General features: G+C 69.4%; 19 protein-coding genes and 1 other RNA gene. 7 read left to right on the forward strand and 13 right to left on the reverse strand.

The genetic code is table 11. The features are described 5' to 3' along the window. Positions 1–55 precede the first annotated feature (55 nt). From N4G63_RS18790 to rnpB, 3 genes are all read right to left on the reverse strand, one after another. Positions 56–1276, reverse strand: a complete 1221-nt coding sequence (locus N4G63_RS18790; protein WP_260787327.1) for a carbonic anhydrase — start codon at positions 1274–1276, stop codon at positions 56–58. Positions 1277–1392: 116 nt separating this feature from the next. Next, positions 1393–2598 carry a multidrug effflux MFS transporter gene (locus tag N4G63_RS18795; RefSeq protein WP_443112068.1) on the reverse strand — a complete coding sequence of 402 codons (1206 nt, stop codon included), beginning with the start codon at positions 2596–2598 and terminating at the stop codon, positions 1393–1395. 153 nt (positions 2599–2751) lie between these two features. After that, an RNA gene (rnpB, locus tag N4G63_RS18800) (RNase P RNA component class A) lies at positions 2752–3186 on the reverse strand. Positions 3187–3252: 66 nt separating this feature from the next. On the opposite strand from rnpB, the gene cysK reads away from it, so the two are divergent. Further along, positions 3253–4173: a cysteine synthase A gene (gene cysK / locus N4G63_RS18805; RefSeq protein ID WP_260787325.1), complete on the forward strand. Its 921-nt coding sequence runs from the start codon at positions 3253–3255 to the stop codon at positions 4171–4173. Positions 4174–4274: 101 nt separating this feature from the next. Here cysK and pyrC read toward each other — a convergent pair whose 3' ends face one another. Continuing rightward, on the reverse strand, positions 4275–5321 hold the full coding sequence (gene pyrC, locus N4G63_RS18810; RefSeq protein WP_260787324.1) for a dihydroorotase: 1047 nt from the start codon (positions 5319–5321) through the stop codon (positions 4275–4277). Positions 5322–5612: 291 nt separating this feature from the next. On the opposite strand from pyrC, the gene N4G63_RS18815 reads away from it, so the two are divergent. The 4 genes from N4G63_RS18815 to N4G63_RS18830 all read left to right on the forward strand — a co-directional run bounded on the left by N4G63_RS18815 (position 5613) and on the right by N4G63_RS18830 (position 9870). Beyond that, positions 5613–6650, forward strand: a complete 1038-nt coding sequence (locus N4G63_RS18815; protein ID WP_260787323.1) for an amino acid ABC transporter substrate-binding protein — start codon at positions 5613–5615, stop codon at positions 6648–6650. 234 nt (positions 6651–6884) lie between these two features. Further along, entirely contained in the window at positions 6885–8009 is a 1125-nt protein-coding gene (locus N4G63_RS18820) for an amino acid ABC transporter permease (RefSeq protein ID WP_314600219.1), read from the forward strand. Between the two features lie 3 nt (positions 8010–8012). Then, positions 8013–9119 (forward strand): amino acid ABC transporter permease, encoded by a 1107-nt coding sequence (locus N4G63_RS18825; protein WP_260787322.1) that lies wholly within the window; start codon positions 8013–8015, stop codon positions 9117–9119. 7 nt (positions 9120–9126) lie between these two features. Further along, positions 9127–9870: an amino acid ABC transporter ATP-binding protein gene (locus tag N4G63_RS18830; RefSeq protein ID WP_260787321.1), complete on the forward strand. Its 744-nt coding sequence runs from the start codon at positions 9127–9129 to the stop codon at positions 9868–9870. 77 nt (positions 9871–9947) lie between these two features. On the opposite strand, the gene N4G63_RS18835 is transcribed toward N4G63_RS18830, so the two are convergent. Next, the gene (locus tag N4G63_RS18835) at positions 9948–10862 is read right to left on the reverse strand and encodes a LysR substrate-binding domain-containing protein (protein WP_260787320.1); all 915 of its coding nucleotides are present in this window, start codon (positions 10860–10862) and stop codon (positions 9948–9950) included. Between the two features lie 200 nt (positions 10863–11062). Between N4G63_RS18835 and N4G63_RS18840 the strand changes: the two genes are divergently transcribed. Next, the gene (locus N4G63_RS18840) at positions 11063–11677 is read left to right on the forward strand and encodes a hypothetical protein (protein WP_260787319.1); all 615 of its coding nucleotides are present in this window, start codon (positions 11063–11065) and stop codon (positions 11675–11677) included. Positions 11678–11749: 72 nt separating this feature from the next. On the opposite strand, the gene N4G63_RS18845 is transcribed toward N4G63_RS18840, so the two are convergent. Then, positions 11750–13597: an ABCB family ABC transporter ATP-binding protein/permease gene (locus tag N4G63_RS18845; RefSeq protein WP_260787318.1), complete on the reverse strand. Its 1848-nt coding sequence runs from the start codon at positions 13595–13597 to the stop codon at positions 11750–11752. Between the two features lie 89 nt (positions 13598–13686). On the opposite strand from N4G63_RS18845, the gene N4G63_RS18850 reads away from it, so the two are divergent. Beyond that, positions 13687–14121 (forward strand): acyl-CoA thioesterase, encoded by a 435-nt coding sequence (locus N4G63_RS18850; RefSeq protein ID WP_260787317.1) that lies wholly within the window; start codon positions 13687–13689, stop codon positions 14119–14121. 30 nt (positions 14122–14151) lie between these two features. Here the strand turns inward: N4G63_RS18850 and N4G63_RS18855 are convergent, their stop codons facing one another. The 7 genes from N4G63_RS18855 to N4G63_RS18885 all read right to left on the reverse strand — a co-directional run bounded on the left by N4G63_RS18855 (position 14152) and on the right by N4G63_RS18885 (position 22189). Beyond that, entirely contained in the window at positions 14152–14883 is a 732-nt protein-coding gene (locus tag N4G63_RS18855; protein WP_260787316.1) for an SGNH/GDSL hydrolase family protein, read from the reverse strand. 30 nt (positions 14884–14913) lie between these two features. After that, entirely contained in the window at positions 14914–15675 is a 762-nt protein-coding gene (locus tag N4G63_RS18860) for an enoyl-CoA hydratase (RefSeq protein ID WP_260787315.1), read from the reverse strand. A 22-nt stretch (positions 15676–15697) separates the two neighbouring features. Beyond that, positions 15698–16246, reverse strand: coding sequence for a DUF1569 domain-containing protein (locus N4G63_RS18865; protein WP_314600057.1), 549 nt, complete (start codon positions 16244–16246; stop codon positions 15698–15700). Continuing rightward, positions 16243–17442 carry an acetyl-CoA C-acyltransferase gene (locus N4G63_RS18870; protein WP_260787313.1) on the reverse strand — a complete coding sequence of 400 codons (1200 nt, stop codon included), beginning with the start codon at positions 17440–17442 and terminating at the stop codon, positions 16243–16245. Before N4G63_RS18870 ends, N4G63_RS18865 begins: the two co-directional genes overlap by 4 nt. 15 nt (positions 17443–17457) lie before the next feature. Beyond that, a complete protein-coding gene (locus N4G63_RS18875) occupies positions 17458–19863 on the reverse strand; it encodes a 3-hydroxyacyl-CoA dehydrogenase/enoyl-CoA hydratase family protein (RefSeq protein WP_260787312.1) in 2406 nt (801 codons plus the stop codon). Positions 19864–19898: 35 nt separating this feature from the next. Then, complete coding sequence (locus N4G63_RS18880) at positions 19899–20336, reverse strand: DUF2147 domain-containing protein (RefSeq protein ID WP_260787311.1); 438 nt, start codon at positions 20334–20336, stop codon at positions 19899–19901. Between the two features lie 62 nt (positions 20337–20398). Beyond that, complete coding sequence (locus N4G63_RS18885) at positions 20399–22189, reverse strand: acyl-CoA dehydrogenase C-terminal domain-containing protein (RefSeq protein ID WP_260787310.1); 1791 nt, start codon at positions 22187–22189, stop codon at positions 20399–20401. Between the last annotated feature and the right edge of the window lie 19 nt (positions 22190–22208).

Below are 22208 nucleotides of genomic sequence, written 5' to 3' on the forward strand. Positions count from 1 at the left end.
CAGCCGGCGGGCCGCTGGCGGCACCGGCTGGGGGGGTGGCCGCCTCGGCCGGGGCCTAGTTGCTCTGCTTGATCAGGCGGCCAGCGGCCTGCTGGATCGGGCGCGCGTTCATCGGGTACATCTTCGAGAACACGCCGATCTGGTCGCTGGACATCGGCACCGGCTGCTGCAGCACCATCCACAGAACCCCCTCGCTGCAGGGCGGCGTGGTGAGCGAGCCCATGTAGGTGTAGTAGCGCCGGTCGGCGGGCAGCAGGTGGTTCATGTCCATCTGCAGGCGCGCGCCCTGCTCCTGGCCTTTTTCAAGCGGCAGGTTGTTCCACACGGTCTGCACCAGCGGGTGGGCGCTGCCGCGGTCGAGCAGCACCGCCACCACGGCCAGGCGGCCTTCGGGGTCCTTGTGCACCAGGTGCGCCACCATGTCCGACTGGCGGCCGTTGATGCGCTCTTCCGACGGCCGATGGAAGTGGAACTGCATCAGGTCATAGCGCCGGCCCGCCACCTCGATGGCGCTGCCGCCATGCAGGTTGACCTGGATGGTGTGGCCGTTGTCGACCACGCCGAAGCCGGTGGGCCGGTAGTCGAACTGGATCGGCTCCAGATCCACCTTGACGCCGCCGCGGATGTCGATCGGGCTCTGCCGCGTGCCACTGGCGCACTTGGCGAACTCGGGCTTCAGCTGGCCCCACTTTTCGGGCCCGCTGTCGCCGTCATAGCCCCAGTGCGCGCCATGGGCGCTGGCCTTGTGGCCGGCGGCGGCCTTGTCGGCGCGCAGCTTCTTGACCACGCTGCCGGTATCGCCATGGCCACCGGCGCCCTTGCCATCGCCATGGGCGGCATCGCCGGTCTTCGACACCACCCGCACCACATAGGGGCTGGGCGCGTCGGGGGCCTTGGTGGCGCCGAGCTTTTGCGCCAGCTTCTCGCGCAGCGTGTCCATCGGGTCGGTCGCCGCGCCTGCCTTGGGCATCGCCGCACCGCCCTTGGCGGTGTCGCCGTGCGCGTCGGCCGGCACCGCGGCCTTGGCCAGCGGCTTGGCCTTGGCATCGGCACCATGGGCGGCGGCAGGCGCCGCGCCGTGCACACCCGCAGGCGCCGCACCGTGGCCGGCAGCCGGCGCGGCGGCATGGCCGCCACCGGCCTTGGCTGCCGCTGCGCCAGCCGGCGCCGCCGCGTGGGCGTCGGCGGCACGCGCGGCAGGTGCCGCCAGCAGCAGGGCCGCCGCCAGCGCAGACAGCGCGGGACGCAACAGGTTCAGGGCAACAGCAACGGTCATGGCTCGGGCCTCGGCACAGTGAAGCGGAGCCACGCCGCCCATGCGAGCGGGCAGACCCCGAGTCCTGGTCTATCGGCCCGCGGGCGGCCAACTTGAGCCGCGCCCGCCCGGGCGCATCAGCCTGCCGTGCGATGCACCCCGAACCAGGCCACCAGACCCACCGCCATCAGGCCCAGCGAGGCCAGCGCCAGCAGCACGGTCGAGTGCATCACCAGCGGCGCCAGCACGCCGGCCACCAGGCCGTTGGCGGCACTGCCCACGCAGGCCTGCAGCGACGAGGCCATGCCGCGCCGATCAGGCGCCAGGTCCAGCACCATCAGCGTGACCACCGGCACCATCAGCGACCAGCCGAACGAGTACAGCGCCACCGGCAGCAGCGCCCAGGCCGGGTGCGCGATGAAGGCCAGGTTCAGGCCCACGTTGGCCAGCGAGGTGGCCAGCATCACCGCAAAGCCCCAGTAGATCTGCCGGCGCGGCGCGATGCGGCCGGCCAGCCGGCCCGACAGGAAGGCCCCGCCCATGATGCCGGCGATCGACAGGCCGAAGAACCACACGAACTGCGTGGGCCCCAGGCCCAGGTGGGTGCCCAGCCACTCGGGTGCCGACAGCACATACAGGAACATGCCGTTGAAGGGCACGCCGCTGGCAAACACCAGCAGCACGAAGCGCGGGTTGCGCAGCAGCTGCGCATAGCCTGCCATCAGCGGCCGCGCGGCAAAGGGCTGGCGCTGGTCGAGGTGCAGGGTCTCGGGCAGCAGGCGGGCGTTGAGCACCAGCAGCAGCGCGCCGATGCCGGCCAGCGCCCAGAAGATGGCATGCCAGTCGGCGTGCACGTACAGCCAGCCGCCCAGCACCGGCGCGATGGCCGGCGCCACGCCGAAGAAGATGGTCACCTGCGACATCAGGCGCTGCGCCTCGTCGGGCGGGCACATGTCGCGGATGATGGCCCGCGACACCACCACGCCGGCACCGGCCGACATGCCCTGCAGCGTGCGGCAGGCCACCAGCATGGCGATCGAATCGCTCAGCGCGCAGCCTACCGAGGCCAGCGTGAACACCACCAACCCGCCCAGCACCACTGGCCGGCGCCCGAAGCTGTCGGACAGCGCGCCATGAAACAGGTTCATCAGCGCAAAGCCGAACAGGTAGCCCGACAGGGTCTGCTGCATCTGCGCCGGCGTGGCGCCCAGCGAGGCCGCGATGCCCGAGAACGCGGGCAGGTAGGTGTCGATCGAGAACGGGCCCAGGGTGCCCAGCGAGGCCATCAGCATGGCCAGCGCCCAGCGCGGGTGGCGCCACAGTCTTGAAGCTTCGGGATTCATGGGCGGGCCCGGTGCGGCAGCGCTCGTGGCGTGCGCACGGCCTTCTGGAGGTGGGTACGGCAGGAAGGGGGTGAGCCCGCAGTGTAGTGAGCGCTGAACACGCCTGCCGGCACAAGGCCATGGGCGGCGCGGGCTCAGCGCCCGGCGAAAAAAGTGTGAAGCGCGCCGATAGGCCGGATTCTGTGCACCGCGCCCCGGCTGCCCGGTGCGCGGCGTGACCGCCATTCCTCTGGGCCGGGGGTCGCCCACCCGGCTCGGTGCCACCTACCCGCCAGCTCATGCGAGCCGCATGTCATGCGGCCGCGGCCGAAACCGCAGCCGTTTGCACTGGCCTATTTGGTGTTGCTGCGCGCAGAGATTGCCCGTTTCACCCTGGGCGGCAAAGCCGCCAGGGTGGCTGTGCGGTGCACGGCTTGCGCCGGTACCGCCCAGAACACCCCGAACGGTGGCCCGTCCAGACTCGTCTCTGTTGCTCTGATCCTCACCTCGCGGTGGAGAGTCGTTAACTCCTGCGCTGCCCTGTGCAGTCCGGACCTTCCTCCAGGACAGCCTTTCGGCCGATGTCCCAGCGGCGGTCTGGCGCGCTTCACCGTGCGATTATCAGGGCTGGCACACCACCCCCCGTTTTTTGCCGCACAGGAGACACCCGCCGCCATGAAAGCCGCCAACATCCTCGACACCATCGGCCACACCCCGCACGTGCGCGTCAACCGCCTGTTCGGCGCCGGCGCCAACGTGTGGATCAAGAGCGAACGCAGCAACCCCGGCGGCTCGATCAAGGACCGCATCGCGCTGGCCATGATCGAGGACGCCGAGGCCTCGGGCGCGCTCAAGGCCGGCGGCACCATCGTCGAGCCGACCAGCGGCAACACCGGCATCGGCCTGGCCATGGTGGCCGCCGTCAAGGGCTACAAGCTGGTGCTGGTGATGCCCGACAGCATGAGCATCGAGCGCCGCCGCCTGATGCTGGCCTATGGCGCCAGCTTCGACCTCACGCCGCGCGAGAAGGGCATGAAGGGCGCCATCGCGCGCGCGCTGGAGATCGTGGCCGGCACGCCCGGCGCCTGGATGCCGCAGCAGTTCGAGAACCCGGCCAACATCGCGGTGCATGTCAAGACCACCGCCGAAGAGATTGCCGCCGACTTTCCCGAAGGCCTGGATGCGCTGATCACCGGCGTGGGCACCGGCGGCCACCTGAGCGGCTGCGCCCAGGTGCTGAAGGCGAAGTGGCCGGCCCTGAAGGTGTTTGCCGTGGAGCCGGCCGCCAGCCCGGTGATCTCGGGTGGCGCGCCCAGCCCGCACCCGATCCAGGGCATCGGCGCCGGCTTCATCCCGGCCAACCTGAAGACCGCTCTGCTCGACGGCGTGATCCAGGTCGAGGCCGAGGCCGCGCGCGAGATGGCCCGCCGCAGCGCCCGCGAGGAAGGCATGCTGGTGGGCATCTCCAGCGGCGCCACGCTGGCCGCCATCGCGCAGAAGCTGCCCGAGCTGGGTGCCGGCGCGCGCGTGCTGGGCTTCAACTACGACACCGGCGAGCGCTACCTGTCGGTCGACGGCTTTCTGCCTGCCGCATAGGCCGGGCACCGCCCAACCCGGCGGCCGCCGCGGAACCGGCCTTGCCGGGCCGCTGGCGGCACCCCCTCGGGGGGAGGCGCCGCGGGCGCTTCGGGGGGGGGCTACGCCACCTGTCGCCAGGCGAGCGTCTCACCGCCACGCAGCGGCTTCAGCGTGGCGTCGCCGAAGGGCACGCCCTCGGGCAGCGTGAAGGGCTGCTTTTCCAGCGTCACGCTGCCGCTGTTGAGCGGCAGGCCGTAGAAGGCCGGGCCGTGGCGGCTGGCAAAGCCTTCCAGCTGCGCCAGCGCACCGGCGGCCTCGAAGGCCTCGGCATACAGCTCGAGCGCGCTCAGCGCCGTGAAGCAGCCGGCGCCGCAGACGCTGGCCTCCTTCAGCTGCGCGGCATGCGGCGCGCTGTCGGTGCCGAGAAAGAAGCGGTCGGAGCCCGAGGTGGCCGCGGCCACCAGCGCCTGGCGGTGGATCTCGCGCTTGAGCACCGGCAGGCAGTAGTAGTGCGGCCGCAGCCCGCCCTGGAAGATGGCGTTGCGGTTGTACAGCAGGTGGTGGGCGGTGATGGTGGCCGCGGTGTGCGCGCCGGCCGTGGCCACGTAGTCGGCCGCCTCCTTGGTGGTGATGTGCTCGAACACCACCTTCAGCTCAGGAAAATCGGCCCGCAGCGGGCGCATCACGCGCTCGATGAACACCGCCTCGCGGTCGAACAGGTCCACCGCCGGGTCGGTCACCTCGCCATGCACCAGCAGCAGCAGGCCGGCCTTCTGCATGGCCTCGAGCACCGGGTAGATCTTGCGCATGTCGGTCACGCCGGCATCGCTGTTGGTGGTGGCGCCAGCCGGGTAGAGCTTGCAGGCCACCACGCCATCGGCCTTGGCACGGGCGATTTCGTCAACCGCCAGGCGGTCGGTGAGGTACAGCGTCATCAGCGGCTCGAAGTCGGCCCCCGGCAGGCCGGCGGCCGGGCGCGCGGCCAGGATGCGCTCGCGGTAGGCCTGGGCCGCGGCCGCCGTGGTGATCGGCGGGCGCAGGTTGGGCATGATGATGGCGCGGCCGAACTGGCGCGCGGTGTAGGGCACCACGGCGGCCATGGCGGCACCATCGCGCACATGCAGGTGCCAGTCGTCGGGGCGAAGAAGGGTGAGGCGCTGGGTCATGGCCGCGATTGTCCGGGATCGGCAGGCGAGGCCGCGATCCGCGGCCCCGGATGCTGGCCGGCCACTGCCGGGCCCAGCCCGTCAGACCCGCGCCAGACGGCCGCCAGGGGGCAGCTTGAAAGCGCCTTCACCATCCGGGCGAACCCGCAGCATGCGCGCCGCGCATGGCCCGATGCTACGTAGAACCTACATGTTGAGCACGCTTCTTGCCTGCCTATACTGCGCCGCACCTCACCGGGGCAACACCCCACGCAGGTGCGCAGAAATCAGTCCTACCAGGAGTCGACTCCCATGACAAAACGATTTGCCCAGACCCTCTTCGCCGCCACCTGCACCGCCATCGTGCTGGGTGCAACCGCCCTGCCCGCGCATGCCGGCAAGACCCTCGACGCCATCAAGGCGCGCGGCCAGCTGGTCTGCGGCGTGAACACCGGCCTGGCCGGCTTCTCGCAGGCCGACAGCCAGGGCAACTGGTCGGGCCTGGACGTCGACGTGTGCAAGGCCATCGCGGCCTCGGTGCTGGGTGATGCCGGCAAGGTGAAGTACGTGCCGCTGAACGCGCAGCAGCGCTTCACCGCGCTGCAGTCGGGCGAGATCGACATCCTGTCGCGCAACACCACCTGGACCCTGACCCGCGACGCCTCGCTGGGCATGCACTTCACCGGCGCCACCTACTACGACGGCCAGGGCTTCATGGTGCCCGCCAAGGGCAAGATCAAGAGCGCCAAGCAGCTCAAGGGCGCCACGGTCTGCGTGCAGTCGGGCACCACCACCGAGAAGAACCTCACCGACTTCTCGCGCGCCAACGGCCTGGCCATCAAGCCGGTGGTGTTCGAGAAGGTCGAGGCCGCCACCGGCGCCTACTTTGCCGGCCGCTGCCAGGCCTACACCACCGACGCCTCGGGCCTGGCCTCGGTGCGCAACAAGGAAGCCAAGAACCCGGCCGAGCACCTGATCCTGCCCGAGCTGATCTCGAAGGAGCCGCTGGGCCCCAGCGTGCGCCGTGGCGACGACGAGTTCTACGCCATCGCCAAGTGGGTGATCTTCGCGCTGATCGAGGGCGAAGAGTTCGGCATCACCCAGGCCAACGTCGACCAGCAAAAGAGCAGCACCGACCCGGTGGTGCAGCGCATCCTGGGCACCAGCGAAGACACCGGCAAGCTGCTGGGCCTGGACAAGGAATGGGCCGCCCGCGCCATCAAGGCCACCGGCAACTACGGCGAGATCTTCGAGCGCAACGTCGGCCCCAAGAGCCCGCTGGGCCTGCCGCGCGGCGTGAACAACCTCTGGAACAAGGGCGGCATCATGTACGCCCCGCCGGTGCGCTGAGCCACTGAGCGTTGACGCAGGGGCCGGTCCACGTGGCACCGCCCCCTGCGCCCATCCTGACGACGGGGCGCGGCCGCAGCGCCCGCCCCGCCCTCCCCGTTGCCTTGCAATGTGATCCTCGGCAGCCCATTTGCGGCTGAAGGAGGTGGACCCCATGACGGCACCAACTGCCCCCCCGTGGCCCCCCGGGCCGCACCCACCAGGCAGCGCGACTGGTCGCTGCGCAGCCGCGCCATGCGCGGCCTGCTGTACCAGTTGCTGGCCCTTGGCCTGATCGTGCTGGCCGTCTGGTTTCTCGCGCACAACACGCTGGAGAACATGCGTGTGCGCGGCATCCAGAGCGGCTTCGACTTCCTCACCCAGCCGGCCGGCTTCGACATCGGCGAGCTGCTGATCCCCTACGAAAGCACCGACGCGTACTGGCGCGCCTTCGCGGTGGGCGTGGCCAACACGCTGCGCGTGGCCATCGTCGGCATCGTGCTCACCACCCTGCTCGGCACGCTGGTGGGCGTGGGCCGCTTCTCGCCCAATGCGCTGGTGCGCGGCCTGTGCTATGCGTACGTGGAGCTGTTTCGCAACGTGCCGGTGCTGCTGCAGTTGCTGATGTGGTATCTGCTGATGACCGAGTGGCTGCCCGACCCGGGCGAGCCGATGCAGGCCTGGGGCCTGTTCTTCCTCAGCAAGGGCGGCTTCTCGTTCCCGATGCCGGTGTGGGGCCTGGGCCAGGGCCTGGCCACCATCGGCGCGCTGCTGGGTCTGGCTGCGGGCTGGTGGTGGGCACGACGCGCCCATGCGCTGTTCGAGCGCACCGGCCAGGCCCGGCCGGTGCTGCTGCCCACGCTGGCCCTGGTGCTGCTGGGCGGGCTGATCGGCTGGGTGGCCGGCGGGGCGCCGAGCGAGTGGAACCTGCCCAAGGCCGCCGAGGTGTCGGTGGAAGGCGGCGGCGCCTGGACCCCCGAGTTCCTGTCGGTGCTGCTGGGCCTGACCTTCTACACCGCGGCCTTCGTGGCCGAGGTGGTGCGCGCCGGCATCGCGTCGGTGCCGCGGGGCCAGACCGAGGCCGCCGGCGCGGTGGGCCTGTCGCGTGGCCAGACCATGCGCCTGGTGGTGCTGCCGCAGGCACTGCGCGTGATCATCCCGCCGATGACCAACCAGTTCCTGAACCTGACCAAGAACTCCTCGCTGGCGGTGGCCATCGGTTACCCCGACGTGGTGTCGATCTCCAACACCGCCATCAACCAGACCGGCCGCGCGGTGGAGTGCATCGCGATCATCATGCTGGTGTACCTGAGCACCTCGCTGGCCACCTCGGGCCTGATGAACTGGTACAACAACCGCGCGGCGATCAAGGAGCGTTGAACCATGGTCGCTGACAGCTTTCAACCCATTGCGCCGCGCCCCGCGCCGGTGCGCACCGAGGGCCTGGTGCCCTGGATCCGCAGCAACCTGTTTGGCAATGTGCCGAGCTCGGTGGTCACGCTGCTGCTGCTGGGCGCTGCCGCCTGGTGGCTGCCGACCTTGTTCGACTGGGCGGTCGTCAAGGCGGTCTGGGCGGCCAATGCCGATGCCTGCCAGAACGCCCGCGGCGCCGGCGCCTGCTGGGGCGTGATCACCGAAAAGCACCGGCTGATCATCTTTGGCCGCTACCCCTTCGAGCAGCAGTGGCGCCCCGAAGTGGCCACGCTGGCGCTGGTGGCGCTGCTGGTGGCCAGCTGCATGCGCGCCTTCTGGAAGCCCTGGCTGGTGCTGCTGTGGGTGGCCGTGCTGGCGCTGTTTTTCTCGCTGATGGGCGGCGGCGTGGCCGGGCTCGAACCCGTGCCCACCGACCGCTGGGGCGGCCTGCCGCTGACCATCATGCTGGCCAGCCTGTCGATCGTCTGCGCCTTCCCATTGGCGGTGGCGGTGGCGCTGGGCCGGCGCAGCAAGATGCCGGCGATCAAGACGCTGTGCGTGGTGTACGTGGAGCTGATCCGCGGCGTGCCGCTGATCAGCGTGCTGTTCATGGCCAGCTTCATGTTCCCGCTGTTCATGCCGCCGGGCACCAGCATCGACGTGCTGCTGCGCGTGCTGGTGGGCATCACGCTGTTTGCCGCGGCCTACATGGCCGAGATCGTGCGCGGCGGCCTGCAGGCCATTCCCAAGGGCCAGCAGGAGGCCGCCGACACGCTGGGCCTCGGCTACTGGCAGGCCCAGCGCAAGATCATCCTGCCGCAGGCCCTGGCGCTGGTGGTGCCGGGCATCATGAACAACTTCATCGCGATCTTCAAGGACACCTCGCTGGTCACCATCGTGAGCCTGTACGAGCTGACCGGCGCGATGGGCCTGGCGCTCAACTCCGACAGTGACTGGCGCCCTTTCAAGATCGAGGCCTACCTGTTCATCGCCCTCGTCTACTTCATCTTCTGCTTCTCGATGAGCCGCTACAGCCTGTGGATCGAGAAGCAGCTCGGCCGCTCCAAGAACCGGTGACAAGAACATGACCGAACCGATCATCACCTTCGACAAGGTCAACAAGTGGTACGGCAACAGCTACCACGTGTTGCGCGACATCGACCTCACCGTCGCCAAGGGCGAGCGCATCGTGATCTGCGGGCCTTCGGGCTCGGGCAAGAGCACGCTGATCCGCTGCATCAACCGGCTCGAAGAGCACCAGCAGGGCCACCTGATCGTTGACGGCACCGAGCTCACCGACGACATCAAGGCCATCGAGAAGGTGCGCAAGAACGTCGGCATGGTGTTCCAGCAGTTCAACCTGTTCCCGCACCTCACGGTGCTGGAGAACCTGACGCTGGCGCCGATGTGGGTGGGCAAGATGCCCAAGTCCGAGGCCGAAGAGCGTGCGATGGCGCAGTTGAAGCGCGTGCGCATTGCCGAGCAGGCGGGCAAGTACCCGCTGCAGCTCTCGGGCGGTCAGCAGCAGCGCGTGGCGATTGCGCGCGCGCTGTGCCTCACGCCCAAGATCATGCTGTTCGACGAGCCCACCTCGGCGCTCGACCCCGAGATGATCAAGGAAGTGCTCGACGTGATGATCGAGCTGGCCGCCGGCGGCATCACCATGCTGTGCGTCACGCACGAGATGGGCTTTGCCAAGGCGGTGGCCAACCGCGTGATCTTCATGGACCAGGGCCAGATCGTCGAGCAGAACTCGCCGCACGAGTTCTTCGACCATCCGAAGAGCGAGCGCACCAAGGACTTCCTGTCGAAGATCCTGGGCCACTGACGCCGCGGGCCGCCCCAAGCCGGCCCACAACCCGCTTGGCGGGTGGCCCTGCGCAGCCGCAGGGCCGGGTGCCCCAATCAGACGCCCTGGCGCAGGTGGTCCCAGAGTGCCTGCGCCGCCTGCTTGGGGTGGCGCGACAGTTCGGGCCGCTCGCGGTAGGCGCGGATCTCCATCGTCAGCTCGCCCACGCCGGGCGGCGCGGCCGGCACCAGGCGCCCGGCCTTGAGCTCCTGGCGCACCAGGCTCGAGGGCAGAAAGGCCAGGCCGTGGCCGGCCAGCGCCATGGCCTTCAGGCCCTCGGCCATGTCGGTCTCGTAGGTCGTCTCCAGCGGCGGCGGCACCGTCATCTGGCGGATGATCTGGTCGACCATGTGGCTCATGTAGGCGCCGGCCGCATAGGCCAGCAGCGGCACTGCCGGCCCGCCCGCCGCCAGCCGGAACATCGGGTGGCCGTTGGCATCGCCCTTGGCGTAGGCCGCCAGCGTCTCATGGCCCAGCGACAGCATCTCGTAGCGGTCGGGGCTGAGCTGCAGCGGCAGCGAGGCGTGGTGGAAGGCGATCAGCAGATCGCAGCCGCCTTCGGTGAGGCGCAGCATCGCGTCGTGCACGTTCAGCGCGTTCAGCCGCGACTTGAGCTGCGGAAAGCGCTCGCGCAGGGCCATCAGCCAATGCGGGAAGAACGTAAACGCCAGCGTGTGCGGCACGGCGAACTCGATCACGTCCTGACCGCTGGCGCGGTGCGCGCGCATCAGGTTGCGTGCCGACTGCAGTGCCGACAGGATCTCCAGCGACTGCGCGTGCAGCGTCTCGCCGGCCGGCGTCAGCCGCGTGGGGTAACTCGAGCGGTCGACCAGGTCCACCCCGGCCCAGGCCTCGAGCGCCTGGATGCGCCGCGAGAACGCCGGCTGCGTCACGTGCCGCAACTGCGCCGAACGCGAGAAGCTGCGCGTCTCGGCCAGGCTGACAAAGTCTTCAAGCCACTTGGTCTCCACCCGCTTGAGTGTAGCGGCGGCCTGCAGCCCGCCCCGCCTGCACCGAAGTGGCCCTCAGTCAGGGTGATACCCCCCCTGAACGAAGGGCACAGCGTCATGTTGGCTCCATGTGCCCTTCGATACAGTCTGCCCATGAATTGCCGCACTGCACCAACCGGTGTGTGCCTGGCGGTTCCAACGAACCCGCAGGTGATCAGAAGATGTCCCACGCAATCCGCTCCCTGGCCCTGGCCGCCGCCGTTGCGGTTCTGGCGCCGATGTCGGCCCAGGCCGCGGCCCTGACCTCGCTGAACGTCAACCTGGCCAACAATGGCTCGGTCAAGGACGGTGACGAGATCACCTCGCTGGCCCCTGGCGTCACCGTCAGCGGTGCCGAAGTGTTCATCGACAACGGCGACATCGGCCTGACCTTCTCGGGCAGCGGCCCGATCGTCATCAAGATCGACAGCAGCCAGTACAACCTGAACGCGCTGACCTTTTCTCGCTTCTCCGAGTTTGATCTGAACGCCTCGGTCAACGGCATCGACAGCCCCGAGCTGTCGGGTACCAGCAACGGCGCCTGGGTTGTTGCCCCGCTGCTGCGCAATTGCGACCCAGGCAATAACCAGTGCAATCCCGTCCAGCTGACGGACGGCAACGATCCGTGGATCACCGAGGTGACCTTCTCGACCACCGCCATCGACTTCGCCGGCTTCAACAACCTCAGCTTCACCCAGATCGGCAGCAACTCGGTGCCCGAGCCGGCCGGTTATGGCCTGGCCGCGATGGCCCTGCTGGCCGCTGGTGCCGCCTCACGCCGCCGCAGCGCCCGCTGAACGGCTGGCCTGAGCGTCGGCCAGTGGCCGGCGTTGACAGACCATGAAAAGGCCCGCTTCGGCGGGCCTTTGTCATGCTGGCGTGGCAGCTGGCTCGGCGTCGGGCGCGGGTTCGTCGCCAGCCTGCTGCAGGCGCCACATCTCGGCATAGCGGCCGCCACGGGCCAGCAGGTCGGCATGCGGGCCGCTTTCGACCACACGGCCACCATCGAGCACCACGATGGTGTGGGCATCGACCACCGTGGACAGGCGGTGCGCGATGACCAGCGCCGTCTTGCCCTGGGCCGCGCTTTTCAGCTCGGCCTGGATCGCCCGCTCATTGGCCGAATCGAGTGCCGAGGTGGCCTCGTCGAAGATCATCACCGGCGGGTTCTTCAGCAGCGTGCGTGCAATCGCCACCCGCTGCTTCTCGCCGCCCGACAGCTTCAGGCCGCGCTCGCCCACCAACGTCTCGTAGCCCTTGGGCGTGGCGGCAATGAACTGGTGGATGTGCGCCGCCCGCGCAGCCGCCTCCACCGCCTCGCGCCCCACCCCGGGGCGGCCATAGGCGATGTTGTAGCCCACGGTGTCGTTGAACAGCACGGTGTCCTGCGGCACGATGCCGATGGCCCGGCGCAGGCTGGCCTGGGTGACCTGGCGGATGTCCTGGCCGTCGATGGTGATGCGGCCTTCGCTCACGTCGTAGAAGCGGTACATCAACCGTGCCAACGTGCTCTTGCCCGCGCCCGAGGCACCCACCACCGCCAGGGTCTGGCCCGCCGGGATCTCGAAGCTCACGCCGTGCAGGATCGGGCGGCTGGGGTCGTAGGCAAAGCTCACGTTCTCGAAGCGCAGCACGCCGTGGCGCACCTGCAGGTCGGCGGCGCCGGGCGCATCGGCCACCTCGCGCTCGCGCTCGAGCAGGCCGAACACCTTGTCGAGGTCGGTCAGGCTCTGCTTGATCTCGCGGTACAGCACGCCCAGGAAGTTGAGCGGCAGGTACAGCTGGATCAGGAAGGCGTTCACCATCACCAGGTCGCCCAGCGTCAGCCGCCCAGCCACCACGCCCTCGGTGGCGCGCCACAGCATGGCCACCAGGCTGGTGGCGATGATCAGCTGCTGGCCGGTGTTCAGCAGCGACAACGTGGTCTGGCTCTTGACCTGCGCGCGGCGAAAGGCCTCCAGGCCCTCGTCGTAGCGCTGCGCCTCGAAGGCCTCGTTGTTGAAGTACTTCACCGTCTCGAAGTTCAGCAGCGCGTCGATGGCGCGGCTGTGCGCCTTGGAGTCGAACTCGTTCATCTCGCGCCGGAAGCGCGAGCGCCATTCGGTCACGCCGACGGTGAAGCCGATGTAGAGCACCAGCGCCGTCAGCGTGATCCATACATAGCCCAGGTCGAACTGGCTGCCCAGCACGGCCAGCACCAGGGCCACCTCCACCAGCGTGGGCACGATGGTGTAGAGCGAGTAGCTCACCAGCGACTGCAGCGCGCGCGTGCCACGCTCGATGTCGCGGGTCAGTCCGCCGGTCTGGCGCTCGAGGTGGAAGCGCAGGCTCAGGGAGTGCAGGTGGCCGAAGACCTGCAGCGCGATCTGCTTGCTGGCGCCGAAGCTGACCTTGGCGAACACCAGCTCGCGCAGCTCGGTGAACACGCTGGTACTCAGGCGCAGGCCGGCATAGGCCAGCAGCAGACCCACCGGCACCACCAGCACCGCGCGCGGGTCGCCGGCCTTCAGGTCGAGCGCATCCACCAGGTGCTTCAGCAGCACCGGCACCGCCACGTTGGCGGCCTTGGCGGCCACCAGAAAGCCCAGCGCCAGCATCACCCGCCAGCGCCAGGCCCACAGATAGGGCAACAGGCGGCGCAGCGTCTGCCAGTCGGAGCGGGGGCCGGCGGCCGGATCGGCGTGCGGCAGGTTCAGGGTGGGGGCAGATCGGCGCATGCTGGCGGTGGCTGGCAAAAGGGGGAACCCGGCACCGGGCCGGAGCGTGGACAGACAATCGAGCCGAACGAACCCTGAAGGTGATGCCGATGACCGAGTCTTCCACCCCCACACCCGCCGCACCGGCGCTCACCGGCCCCCTGAGTTTGCCCGACGGCAGCGAGCTGGTGCTGCGCGTGATGCCGCTGCCGGCCGACGTGAACGGCAATGGCGACATCTTCGGTGGCTGGCTGATGGCCCAGGTGGATCTGGCCGGCGCGGTGCTGCCGGCTCGCATCGCCAAGGGCCGCATCGCCACCGTGGCGGTGAACCAGTTCATCTTCAAGCAGCCGGTCTCGGTGGGCGACCTGGTGAGCTTCTATGCCCGCGTGGAGCGCATCGGCAATACCTCGATCACCGTGCATGTGGCGGTGTATGCCGAGCGCAACCCGGCCAACCTGCAGGTGGTGAAGGTGACCGAGGCCAACCTCACCTACGTGGCGATCGACCACCAGGGCAAGCCGCGCCCGGTGCCGCGCGGCTGAGGCTGCGCCTGGCGCCTGAGCGCGCGCGGGCTACAGCCGCGCCCACACCGCGCCGGCGATGTGCGCCGCCAGCGCCTCGCCCCACAGACGGTACAGCGGCGCGCCGGGGTGGAAGCCATCGCGGGCCAGCAGCGTGGCGTCGTCCAGCGGCAGGTCGAAGGGCAGATGGCTCAGCTGCGGCTGCAGTGCCGCCCAGCGGCACAGCGCGGCCTCGTGGGCCGCGGCATCGCGCCCGGCCAGCCAGCGCAGCGGCTGCGGCAGGCCGGCAAAGCGGTGCATCGGCGGTACCGGCGTCATCACCACCTGACGCACCCCGGCGCGCTGCTGCAGCGCCTGCACCAGGGCCTCGCGGTGGCGCAGCGCGGCAGCCGGCGAAACCTGGTCGACCACATCGTTGACGCCGGTGACCACCACCGCCACATCGGCCGGCCGCGCATCGGCCAACAGGGCCAGGGCCTGCGCGCTGGTGACGCCCGAACGGGCACACAGCTGCCAGGCCACACGCCGGCCCAGCCGAGCGGCCAGCGCCCGGCTCAGGTAGCCCGCCAGCGCCTGGCGCTGGTGCTCGACCCCCACGCCGGCGGCCGACGAATCACCCAGGATCAGCAGCGACAGGCCATGCTCGCCACGCCCGGCCATGCCCTGGCGCGGCCCGGCCGCCTCGGGCAGCCGCGGCAGGCGCCGCCGCGTGATCACCGCCTGCGGGATCACCAGCGGCGCCAGCGCCAGCTTCAGCGGCAGCGACCAGATGGCTGGCGTCATGCAGGCCGTGCGCCCGGGCGGCAGCGCCGGTCAGAACCGGGTGAAGTCGGGCTTGCGCTTCTCGAAGAAGGCCTGGAAGGCCTCGCGGGCCTCGGGGCTGCGCAGGCGCTCGGCAAACAGGCGGTTCTCCTCGGCCATCACGGCCTGGATCTGGGCGCGCTGCGGCGCGCGCATCAGGCGCTTGCCGTCGCGCACCGCACCCGGCGGCAGCGTGTTGAAGCGCTCGGCCATGCGGCGCGCGTGCGGCAGCACCTCGGCGGCCGGCAGGACGGCATTGGCAATGCCGAACTCCACCGCCTGCTCGCCAGTGAAGGGGTCGCCCAGCAGCAGCTTCTCGGCGGCCTTCACATGGCCCACCAGCTGCGTCATCAGCAAGCTGCTGGCGTACTCGGGCACCAGGCCCAGGCTCACGAAGGGCATGGCCAGGCGCGCCTCGTCGCTGACGTAGACCAGGTCGCAATGGAACAGCAGCGTGGTGCCGATGCCCACCGCCGCGCCGGTGACGGCGGCCACCACCGGCTTCTCGCACTCCAGCAGCGCCTGCATGAAGCGGAACACCGGCGAATCGGGGCCGGCCGGGGGCCGCTGCATGAAATCCTCGAGGTCGTTGCCCGAGGTGAACACGCCGGGCTGGCCGGTGATCAGCAGCGCGCGCACGCTGGCATCGCTGCCGGCGTGGGTGATGGCCTCGGCCATCGCGGTGTACATCGCCGCGGTGAGTGCGTTCTTCTTTTCGGGCCGCGCGATCTCGATCGTCGCGACGCCGTTGACCACGCCGGTGCGGATGCTCATGGAAGGGGGTCTCCAGTCAGGTTCAGGTCGCGGACAGCACCTCGGACCAATGCTGGCCGATGTGCATCAGGTGCGCGCGGGTGTAGGCAGGCTTGTCGAGCGCACCATACGCGAAGTGCGGCTGCAGCACGCCGGCGTGGGCGTCAAAGGCATCGATGGCGGCCAGCAGCCGCGCCGCGGCGGCCGGCAGATCCACCCCGCCCGCCAGCGCAGGCGCACCGGGGATCGGCTCGTCCAGCGCATGGTGCATCGCGCCGCGCGCGTCGAACACCGCAAAGGCCACGCGCCCCAGGGTCTGCTGGAACAGCGCCGACCGCGGCACCGGATAGCCCTGCAGCGAGTACTCGATGCTCTGGGCCAGATGCACCAGCACCTGCGGCAGCGCCCAGGCGCCACTGCTGCGCGCACCCGGGGCGTGCGCCAGCGCCGCGATGGCCTGCCGCGCCGCGCCCAGCGAGGCAAAGACCCGGGGCACCCCGGCCTCGCAGCCGGCCAGCGGCACGGCCGCCAGCGCGCCCAGCGTCAGCAGCGCGCCGCGGCGCCCGGCCGCCGTGGGCCGCGGCGGGATCACACCCGCTCGAAGATGCCGGCCGCGCCCTGGCCGGTGCCCACGCACATCGTCACCATGCCGTACTTCAGGTTCTTGCGGCGCAGTGCATGCACCACGGTGGCGGCACGGATGGCACCGGTGGCGCCCAGCGGGTGGCCCAGCGCAATGGCGCCGCCCATCGGGTTGACCTTGGACGGGTCGAGCTTCAGGTCGCGGATCACCGCCAGCGACTGCGCGGCAAAGGCCTCGTTCAGCTCGATCCAGTCGATCGCGTCCTGGCTCAGGCCGGCGTAGCCCAGTGCGGCAGGAATGGCCGCGATCGGGCCGATGCCCATGATCTCGGGCGGCACGCCGCGGCTGGCAAAGCTGACGAAGCGGGCCAGCGGCGTCAGGCCGAACTGCTTGACCGCCTTCTCGCTGGCCAGGATCAGCGCACCGGCGCCGTCGCTGGTCTGGCTCGAGTTGCCGGCCGTCACGCTGCCCTTGGCGGCAAACACCGGGCGCAGGCGGGCCAGGCCTTCCAGGCTGGTGTCGGGGCGGGCGCCTTCGTCCTGGGTCACGGTGCGGGTCTTGAGCGTGACCTCGCCGGTGGCCAGGTCGGGCACGCGGGTGATCACGTCCACCGGACAGGTCTCGTCGGCAAACTCGCCGGCGGCCTGGGCGGCCAGGGCCTTCTGGTGCGAGGCCAGCGCGAAGGCGTCCTGGTCTTCGCGGCTCACCTGCCACTGGGTGGCCACCTTCTCGGCGGTGAGGCCCATGCCGTAGGCGATGCCCACGTCTTCGTTGCGGGCGAACACGGCCGGGTTGAAGCTGGGCTTGTTGCCGCCCATCGGCACCAGGCTCATGCTCTCGGCACCGCCGGCGATCATCACATCGGCCTCGCCGATGCGGATGCGGTCGGCCGCCATCTGGATGGCGGTCAGGCCCGAGGCGCAGAAGCGGTTGACGGTGACGCCGCCCACATTGTTGGGCAGGCCGGCCAGGGCCACGGCGATGCGGGCCATGTTCATGCCCTGCTCACCCTCGGGGAAGCTGCAGCCGATGATGGCGTCTTCAATCGCCTTGGGGTCCAGCGTGGGCACCTGGGCCAGCGCGGCACGCAAGGCGGTGATCAGCAGGTCATCCGAGCGCGTGTTCTTGAAGTAGCCGCGGCCCGACTTGCCGATGGGCGTGCGGCTGGCCGCGACGATGTAGGCGTCTTGAACTTGTTTCGACATGGTTCGTCGCTCCGATCAGTTGCGGACAGGCTTGCCGGTTTGCAGCAGACCCATGATCCGCTCTTGCGTCTTGGGGTTCTCGAGCAGGCTGCAGAAGTGCTTGCGCTCCAGCGCCATCAGGTATTCCTCGTTCACCAGGGTGCCGGCATCCACGTCGCCACCGGTCACCACGTCGGCGATCAGGCCGGCAATGTGATAGTCGTGCGCGCTGATGAAGCCACCGTCGCGCATGCCCACCAGCTGGGCCTGGATGGTGGCCTTGGCATTGCGGCCAGCCACCGGGAACTGCTGTCGAAGCGGCGCGCGCCAGTTCGATGCAGCCATCGACTTGACCTGCTCGATGGCGATGAACAGCAGCTCGTCGCGGTGCGCCACGATCACGTCATCGCCCAGCAGGTAGCCCAGCTTGCGGCTCTCGATGGCGCTGGTGCCCACGGTGGCCATGGCGGCCGCCTGGAAGGCGTCCTTCAGGCCGGGCAGCAGATCGGCCGCGCCGGTGAGCGCCGCCTTCTCGGCCGCGCGGCGGGCGATGTAAGTCAGGCCGCCACTGCCCGGAATCAGGCCCACGCCCACTTCCACCAGGCCGATGTAGCTTTCCATGTGCGCCACGCGCCGCGCCGCAGCCACCGCGATCTCGCAGCCACCGCCCAGCGCCAGGCCACGCACGGCGGCCACGGTGGGCACGCTGGCGTAACGCAGGCGCAGCAGCGCGTCCTGCAGCTTCTTCACTTCCGGCGCGATGCCCTTGGCGCCCATCTTCATGAAGGTGGGCAGCATGGCCTCGAGGTTGGCACCGGCCGAGAAGGGCTCGTCTGGCGACCAGATCACCAGGCCGTCGTGGCTGGATTCGGCCAGCTCGATGCCCTTCAACAGGCCTTCCACGGTGCCCGGGCCGATGGTGTGCATCTTGCCGGTCAGCGTCAGGATCAGCACCTGGCCGTCCAGCGTCCACAGCCGGCACTCGTCGTTCTTGAAGACTTCGGTGCCGGCCGTGGCGGCCGCCGCACCGCCCTCACCCAGCAATTGCTCGGGGAACAGCTGGCGCGCATACACCGGCAGCTGGGCGCGGGCGATGTATTTGCCCTGGGCCGCGCTCCACGAGCCCTCGGGCGTGTGCACGCCCGCATTCTGGGCAACGGGGCCGTCGAACACCCAGGCCGGCAGCGGTGCATTGCACAGCGCCTTGCCGGCATCGATGTCGGCCTTCACCCACTCGGCCACCTGGGCCCAGCCGGCGGCCTGCCACAGCTCGAACGGGCCCTGCTTCATGCCAAAGCCCCAGCGCATGGCCAGATCCACCTCGCGCGCCGTGTCGGCCACCTCGGCCAGGTTCACCGCCACGTAGTGGAAGCTGTTGCGGAAGATGGCCCACAGAAACTGCGCCTGCGGGTTGCTGGATTCGCGCAGCAGCTTCAGGCGCTCGGCCGCGGGCTTTTTCAGGATGCGATCAACCAGCGTGTCGGCCTTGCCGCCGGCGGGCACGTAGTCGCCCTTGCCGCCATTGGCGGCTGCGTCGAAGCGCAGCACGTCCTTGCCCACCTTCTTGTAGAAGCCGGCCTTGCTCTTCTGGCCCAGGGCGCCCGCGGCGATCAGCGTGCTCACCGCTGCCGGCGTGGCATAGCTGGCGTAGAAGGGGTCGGCCTGCAGGTTGTCCTGCATGGTCTTCATCACGTGGGCCATGGTGTCGATGCCCACCACGTCGGCCGTGCGGAAGGTGCCGCTGCTGGCGCGGCCCAGCTTCTTGCCAGTGAGGTCGTCGACCACGTCGTAGCTCAGGCCCGCCTTCTCGGCCTCGGCGATGGTGGCCAGCATGCCGGCGATGCCCACCCGGTTGGCCACGAAGTTGGGCGTGTCCTTCGCCCGCACGATGCCCTTGCCCAGCGTGCGCGTGGCAAAGGCTTCCAACTGGTCCAGCACGTCCGGACGGGTCGTCGGCGTGGGGATCAGCTCCACCAGCTGCATGTAGCGCGGCGGGTTGAAGAAGTGGATGCCGCAGAACTGCGGCTTCAGGCTCTCGGGCAGCACCTCGCTGAGCTTGGTGATGCTCAGGCCCGAGGTGTTGCTGGCCACGATGGCGCTGGGCGCCACATGCGGCGCGATCTTGGTGTAGAGGTCGAGCTTCCAGTCCATGCGCTCGGCAATGGCCTCGATCACCAGGTCGCAGCCGGCCAGCAGGGCCAGGTGCTCTTCGTAGTTGGCGGGCTCGATCAGCGCCACGTCGTCGGCCACGCCGATCGGGCTGGGCTTGAGCTTCTTCAAGCCCTCCAGCGCCTTCAGCACGATGCCGTTTTTCGGGCCTTCCTTGGCGGCCAGGTCGAACAATACGACCGGCACCTTCACGTTGACCAGGTGGGCGGCAATCTGCGCGCCCATCACGCCGGCACCCAGCACGGCCACCTTGCGGACATTGAATCGGTTCATGGGGTCTGCTTTCTCGTTGAATCAGACGGTCGAGATCACTCGACGCGAAGCCACTGTTGATTGCGGAAGAACGGGCCGATGTAGCCGCGCACCTCCAGCCTCTTGCCGCCGTCCAGCGGCCTCAGGCGCAGCTTGTAGACCTTGCCATTGTTGGGATCGAGGATGTCGCCGCCTTCCCAGTGCTCTTTCTTGTCGTCGGCGCGCGCGTTGCGAATGATCGTCATGCCGATCACCGGCTGGTCCTTGCGCGCATCGGTGCACTTGTCGCACTTGGGCTCGGCCTGCTCGGGGTTGATCAGCTTCTCGATGCGCCCGCTGAGCGCGCCACCCGACTCGGTGATGCGCACATACGACTTCTCGGCCTTGGTCTCGTCGTCGATGGTCTTCCACAGCCCCACCGGCGTGGCCTGGGCCAGCGCGGCGCCATGGGCGGCGAATGCGAGGGCGAGTGCTGCGAGCAACTTCTTCTTCATGCCTGTCTCCTGGGTTGGCGGATGAGTGGCGCGGCGGCCGCTGCCGCCGCGCCACGGCGGGGTCAGAACAGCGCTTCGTCCATCGCCATCAGCGGCGACAGGCCGGCCCGCGCGGTGCGGATCAGCGTGGCCGTCTCGGGCAGCAGCTTGGCGAAGTAGAAGCGCGCGGTGTGCAGCTTGGCGGTGTAGAACGGATCGCCCGAGTCCTTCTTGGCCAGCGCAATCTGCGCCATGCGTGCAAACAGGTAGGCAAAGCACAGGTGGCCCACCACGCGCAGGTAGTCCACCGCCGCGGCGCCCACCTCGTCGGCATTGCCGAAGGCCTTCATGCCGATCTCGGTGCTGAGCTTGGTGACCTTGTCGCCCAGGTCGGCCAGCGGGTTGACGAACTCCTGCATCTCCTCGCTGATGCCGTGCTCCTCGACGAACTCGGCAATCTCCTTGCCGAAGGCGCGCAGCTTGGCGCCGTTGTCGCCCAGCACCTTGCGGCCCAGCAGGTCGAGCGACTGCACGGTGTTCGTGCCTTCGTAGATCATGTTGATGCGCGAGTCGCGCACGAATTGCTCCATGCCCCACTCGTGGATGTAGCCGTGGCCGCCAAACACCTGCTGGCAGTGGCTGGTGGCGATCCAGCCGTTGTCGGTGATGAAGGCCTTGATGATCGGCGTGAGCAGGGCCACACGGTCGTCGGCGGCGCGGCGCTCGTCCTCATCGTCGGTGGCCAGGGCCACGTCGAGCTTCAGCGCGGTGTAGGCGGTGAGCGCACGGCCGGCCTCGGCGTAGGCGCGGGCCGTCAGCAGCATCTTGCGCACATCGGGGTGCACGATGATCGGATCGGCCGGCTTGTCGGGCGCCTTGGGGCCCGACAGTGCGCGCATCTGGATGCGGTCTTTCGCGTAGGCCACGGCGTTCTGGTAGGCCACCTCGGTCAGGCCCAGGCTCTGGTTGCCCACGCCCAGGCGCGCGGCGTTCATCATCACGAACATGGCCATCAGGCCCTTGTTCGGCTGGCCCACCAGCCAGCCGGTGGCGCCGTCGAGCAGCATCTGGCAGGTGGAGCTGCCGTGGATGCCCATCTTGTGCTCCAGGCCCGAGCAGAAGATGCCGTTGCGCGCACCCAGGCCGCCATCGGCCTGGGGGATGAACTTGGGCACCACGAACAGGCTGATGCCCTTGCTGCCCTCGGGCGCATCGGGCAGGCGGGCCAGCACCAGGTGCACGATGTTCTCGGCCAGGTCGTGCTCGCCGGCCGAGATGAAGATCTTCTGGCCGCTGATCTTGTAGCTGCCGTCGGCCAGCGGCTCGGCCTTGCTGCGCAGCAGGCCCAGGTCGGTGCCGCAGTGCGGCTCGGTCAGGCACATGGTGCCGGTCCACTCGCCGCTGGTCAGCTTGGGCAGGTACAGCGCCTTCTGCTCGGGCGTGCCATGGGCATGCAGGGCCTCGTAGGCGCCATGGCTCAGGCCGGGATACATGGTCCAGGCCTGGTTGGCGCTGTTGAGCATCTCGTAGAAGCACAGGTTCACCACATGCGGCAGGCCCTGGCCGCCAAAGGCGGGGTCGCAGCTCAGCGCCGGCCAGCCGCCTTCAACGTACTGCGCATAGGCCTGCTTGAAGCCCTTGGGCGCAGTGACCTCGTGGGTGGTCTTGTCGAGCGTGCAGCCCTCGCGGTCACCGCTCAGGTTCAGCGGCGCGGTCACCTCGGCGGCGAACTTGCCGCCCTCTTCCAGCACCGCATTCACCGTGTCGGCATCGATCTCGGCATGGGCCGGCAGCTGGCGCAGCGTGCCTACGGTGTCGAGCAGTTCGTGCAGCACAAACTGCATGTCGCGCAGCGGCGGGGTGTACTGGGGCATGGTGTGCTCCTCTGGCTAA

Source organism: Aquabacterium sp. OR-4 (genome assembly GCF_025290835.2).
Lineage (GTDB): Bacteria > Pseudomonadota > Gammaproteobacteria > Burkholderiales > Burkholderiaceae_C > Pseudaquabacterium.

Excerpts from the sequence above, each read along its gene's own strand:
- N4G63_RS18790 (WP_260787327.1), bottom strand. The coding sequence starts at position 1,276 with ATGACCGTTGCTGTTGCCCTGAACCTGTTGCGTCCCGCGCTGTCTGCG.
- N4G63_RS18795 (WP_443112068.1), bottom strand. The coding sequence starts at position 2,598 with ATGAATCCCGAAGCTTCAAGACTGTGGCGCCACCCGCGCTGGGCGCTG.
- cysK (WP_260787325.1), top strand. The coding sequence starts at position 3,253 with ATGAAAGCCGCCAACATCCTCGACACCATCGGCCACACCCCGCACGTG.
- pyrC (WP_260787324.1), bottom strand. The coding sequence starts at position 5,321 with ATGACCCAGCGCCTCACCCTTCTTCGCCCCGACGACTGGCACCTGCAT.
- N4G63_RS18815 (WP_260787323.1), top strand. The coding sequence starts at position 5,613 with ATGACAAAACGATTTGCCCAGACCCTCTTCGCCGCCACCTGCACCGCC.
- N4G63_RS18820 (WP_314600219.1), top strand. The coding sequence starts at position 6,885 with ATGCGCGGCCTGCTGTACCAGTTGCTGGCCCTTGGCCTGATCGTGCTG.
- N4G63_RS18825 (WP_260787322.1), top strand. The coding sequence starts at position 8,013 with ATGGTCGCTGACAGCTTTCAACCCATTGCGCCGCGCCCCGCGCCGGTG.
- N4G63_RS18830 (WP_260787321.1), top strand. The coding sequence starts at position 9,127 with ATGACCGAACCGATCATCACCTTCGACAAGGTCAACAAGTGGTACGGC.
- N4G63_RS18840 (WP_260787319.1), top strand. The coding sequence starts at position 11,063 with ATGTCCCACGCAATCCGCTCCCTGGCCCTGGCCGCCGCCGTTGCGGTT.
- N4G63_RS18845 (WP_260787318.1), bottom strand. The coding sequence starts at position 13,597 with ATGCGCCGATCTGCCCCCACCCTGAACCTGCCGCACGCCGATCCGGCC.
- N4G63_RS18850 (WP_260787317.1), top strand. The coding sequence starts at position 13,687 with ATGACCGAGTCTTCCACCCCCACACCCGCCGCACCGGCGCTCACCGGC.
- N4G63_RS18855 (WP_260787316.1), bottom strand. The coding sequence starts at position 14,883 with ATGACGCCAGCCATCTGGTCGCTGCCGCTGAAGCTGGCGCTGGCGCCG.
- N4G63_RS18860 (WP_260787315.1), bottom strand. The coding sequence starts at position 15,675 with ATGAGCATCCGCACCGGCGTGGTCAACGGCGTCGCGACGATCGAGATC.
- N4G63_RS18870 (WP_260787313.1), bottom strand. The coding sequence starts at position 17,442 with ATGTCGAAACAAGTTCAAGACGCCTACATCGTCGCGGCCAGCCGCACG.
- N4G63_RS18875 (WP_260787312.1), bottom strand. The coding sequence starts at position 19,863 with ATGAACCGATTCAATGTCCGCAAGGTGGCCGTGCTGGGTGCCGGCGTG.
- N4G63_RS18880 (WP_260787311.1), bottom strand. The coding sequence starts at position 20,336 with ATGAAGAAGAAGTTGCTCGCAGCACTCGCCCTCGCATTCGCCGCCCAT.
- N4G63_RS18885 (WP_260787310.1), bottom strand. The coding sequence starts at position 22,189 with ATGCCCCAGTACACCCCGCCGCTGCGCGACATGCAGTTTGTGCTGCAC.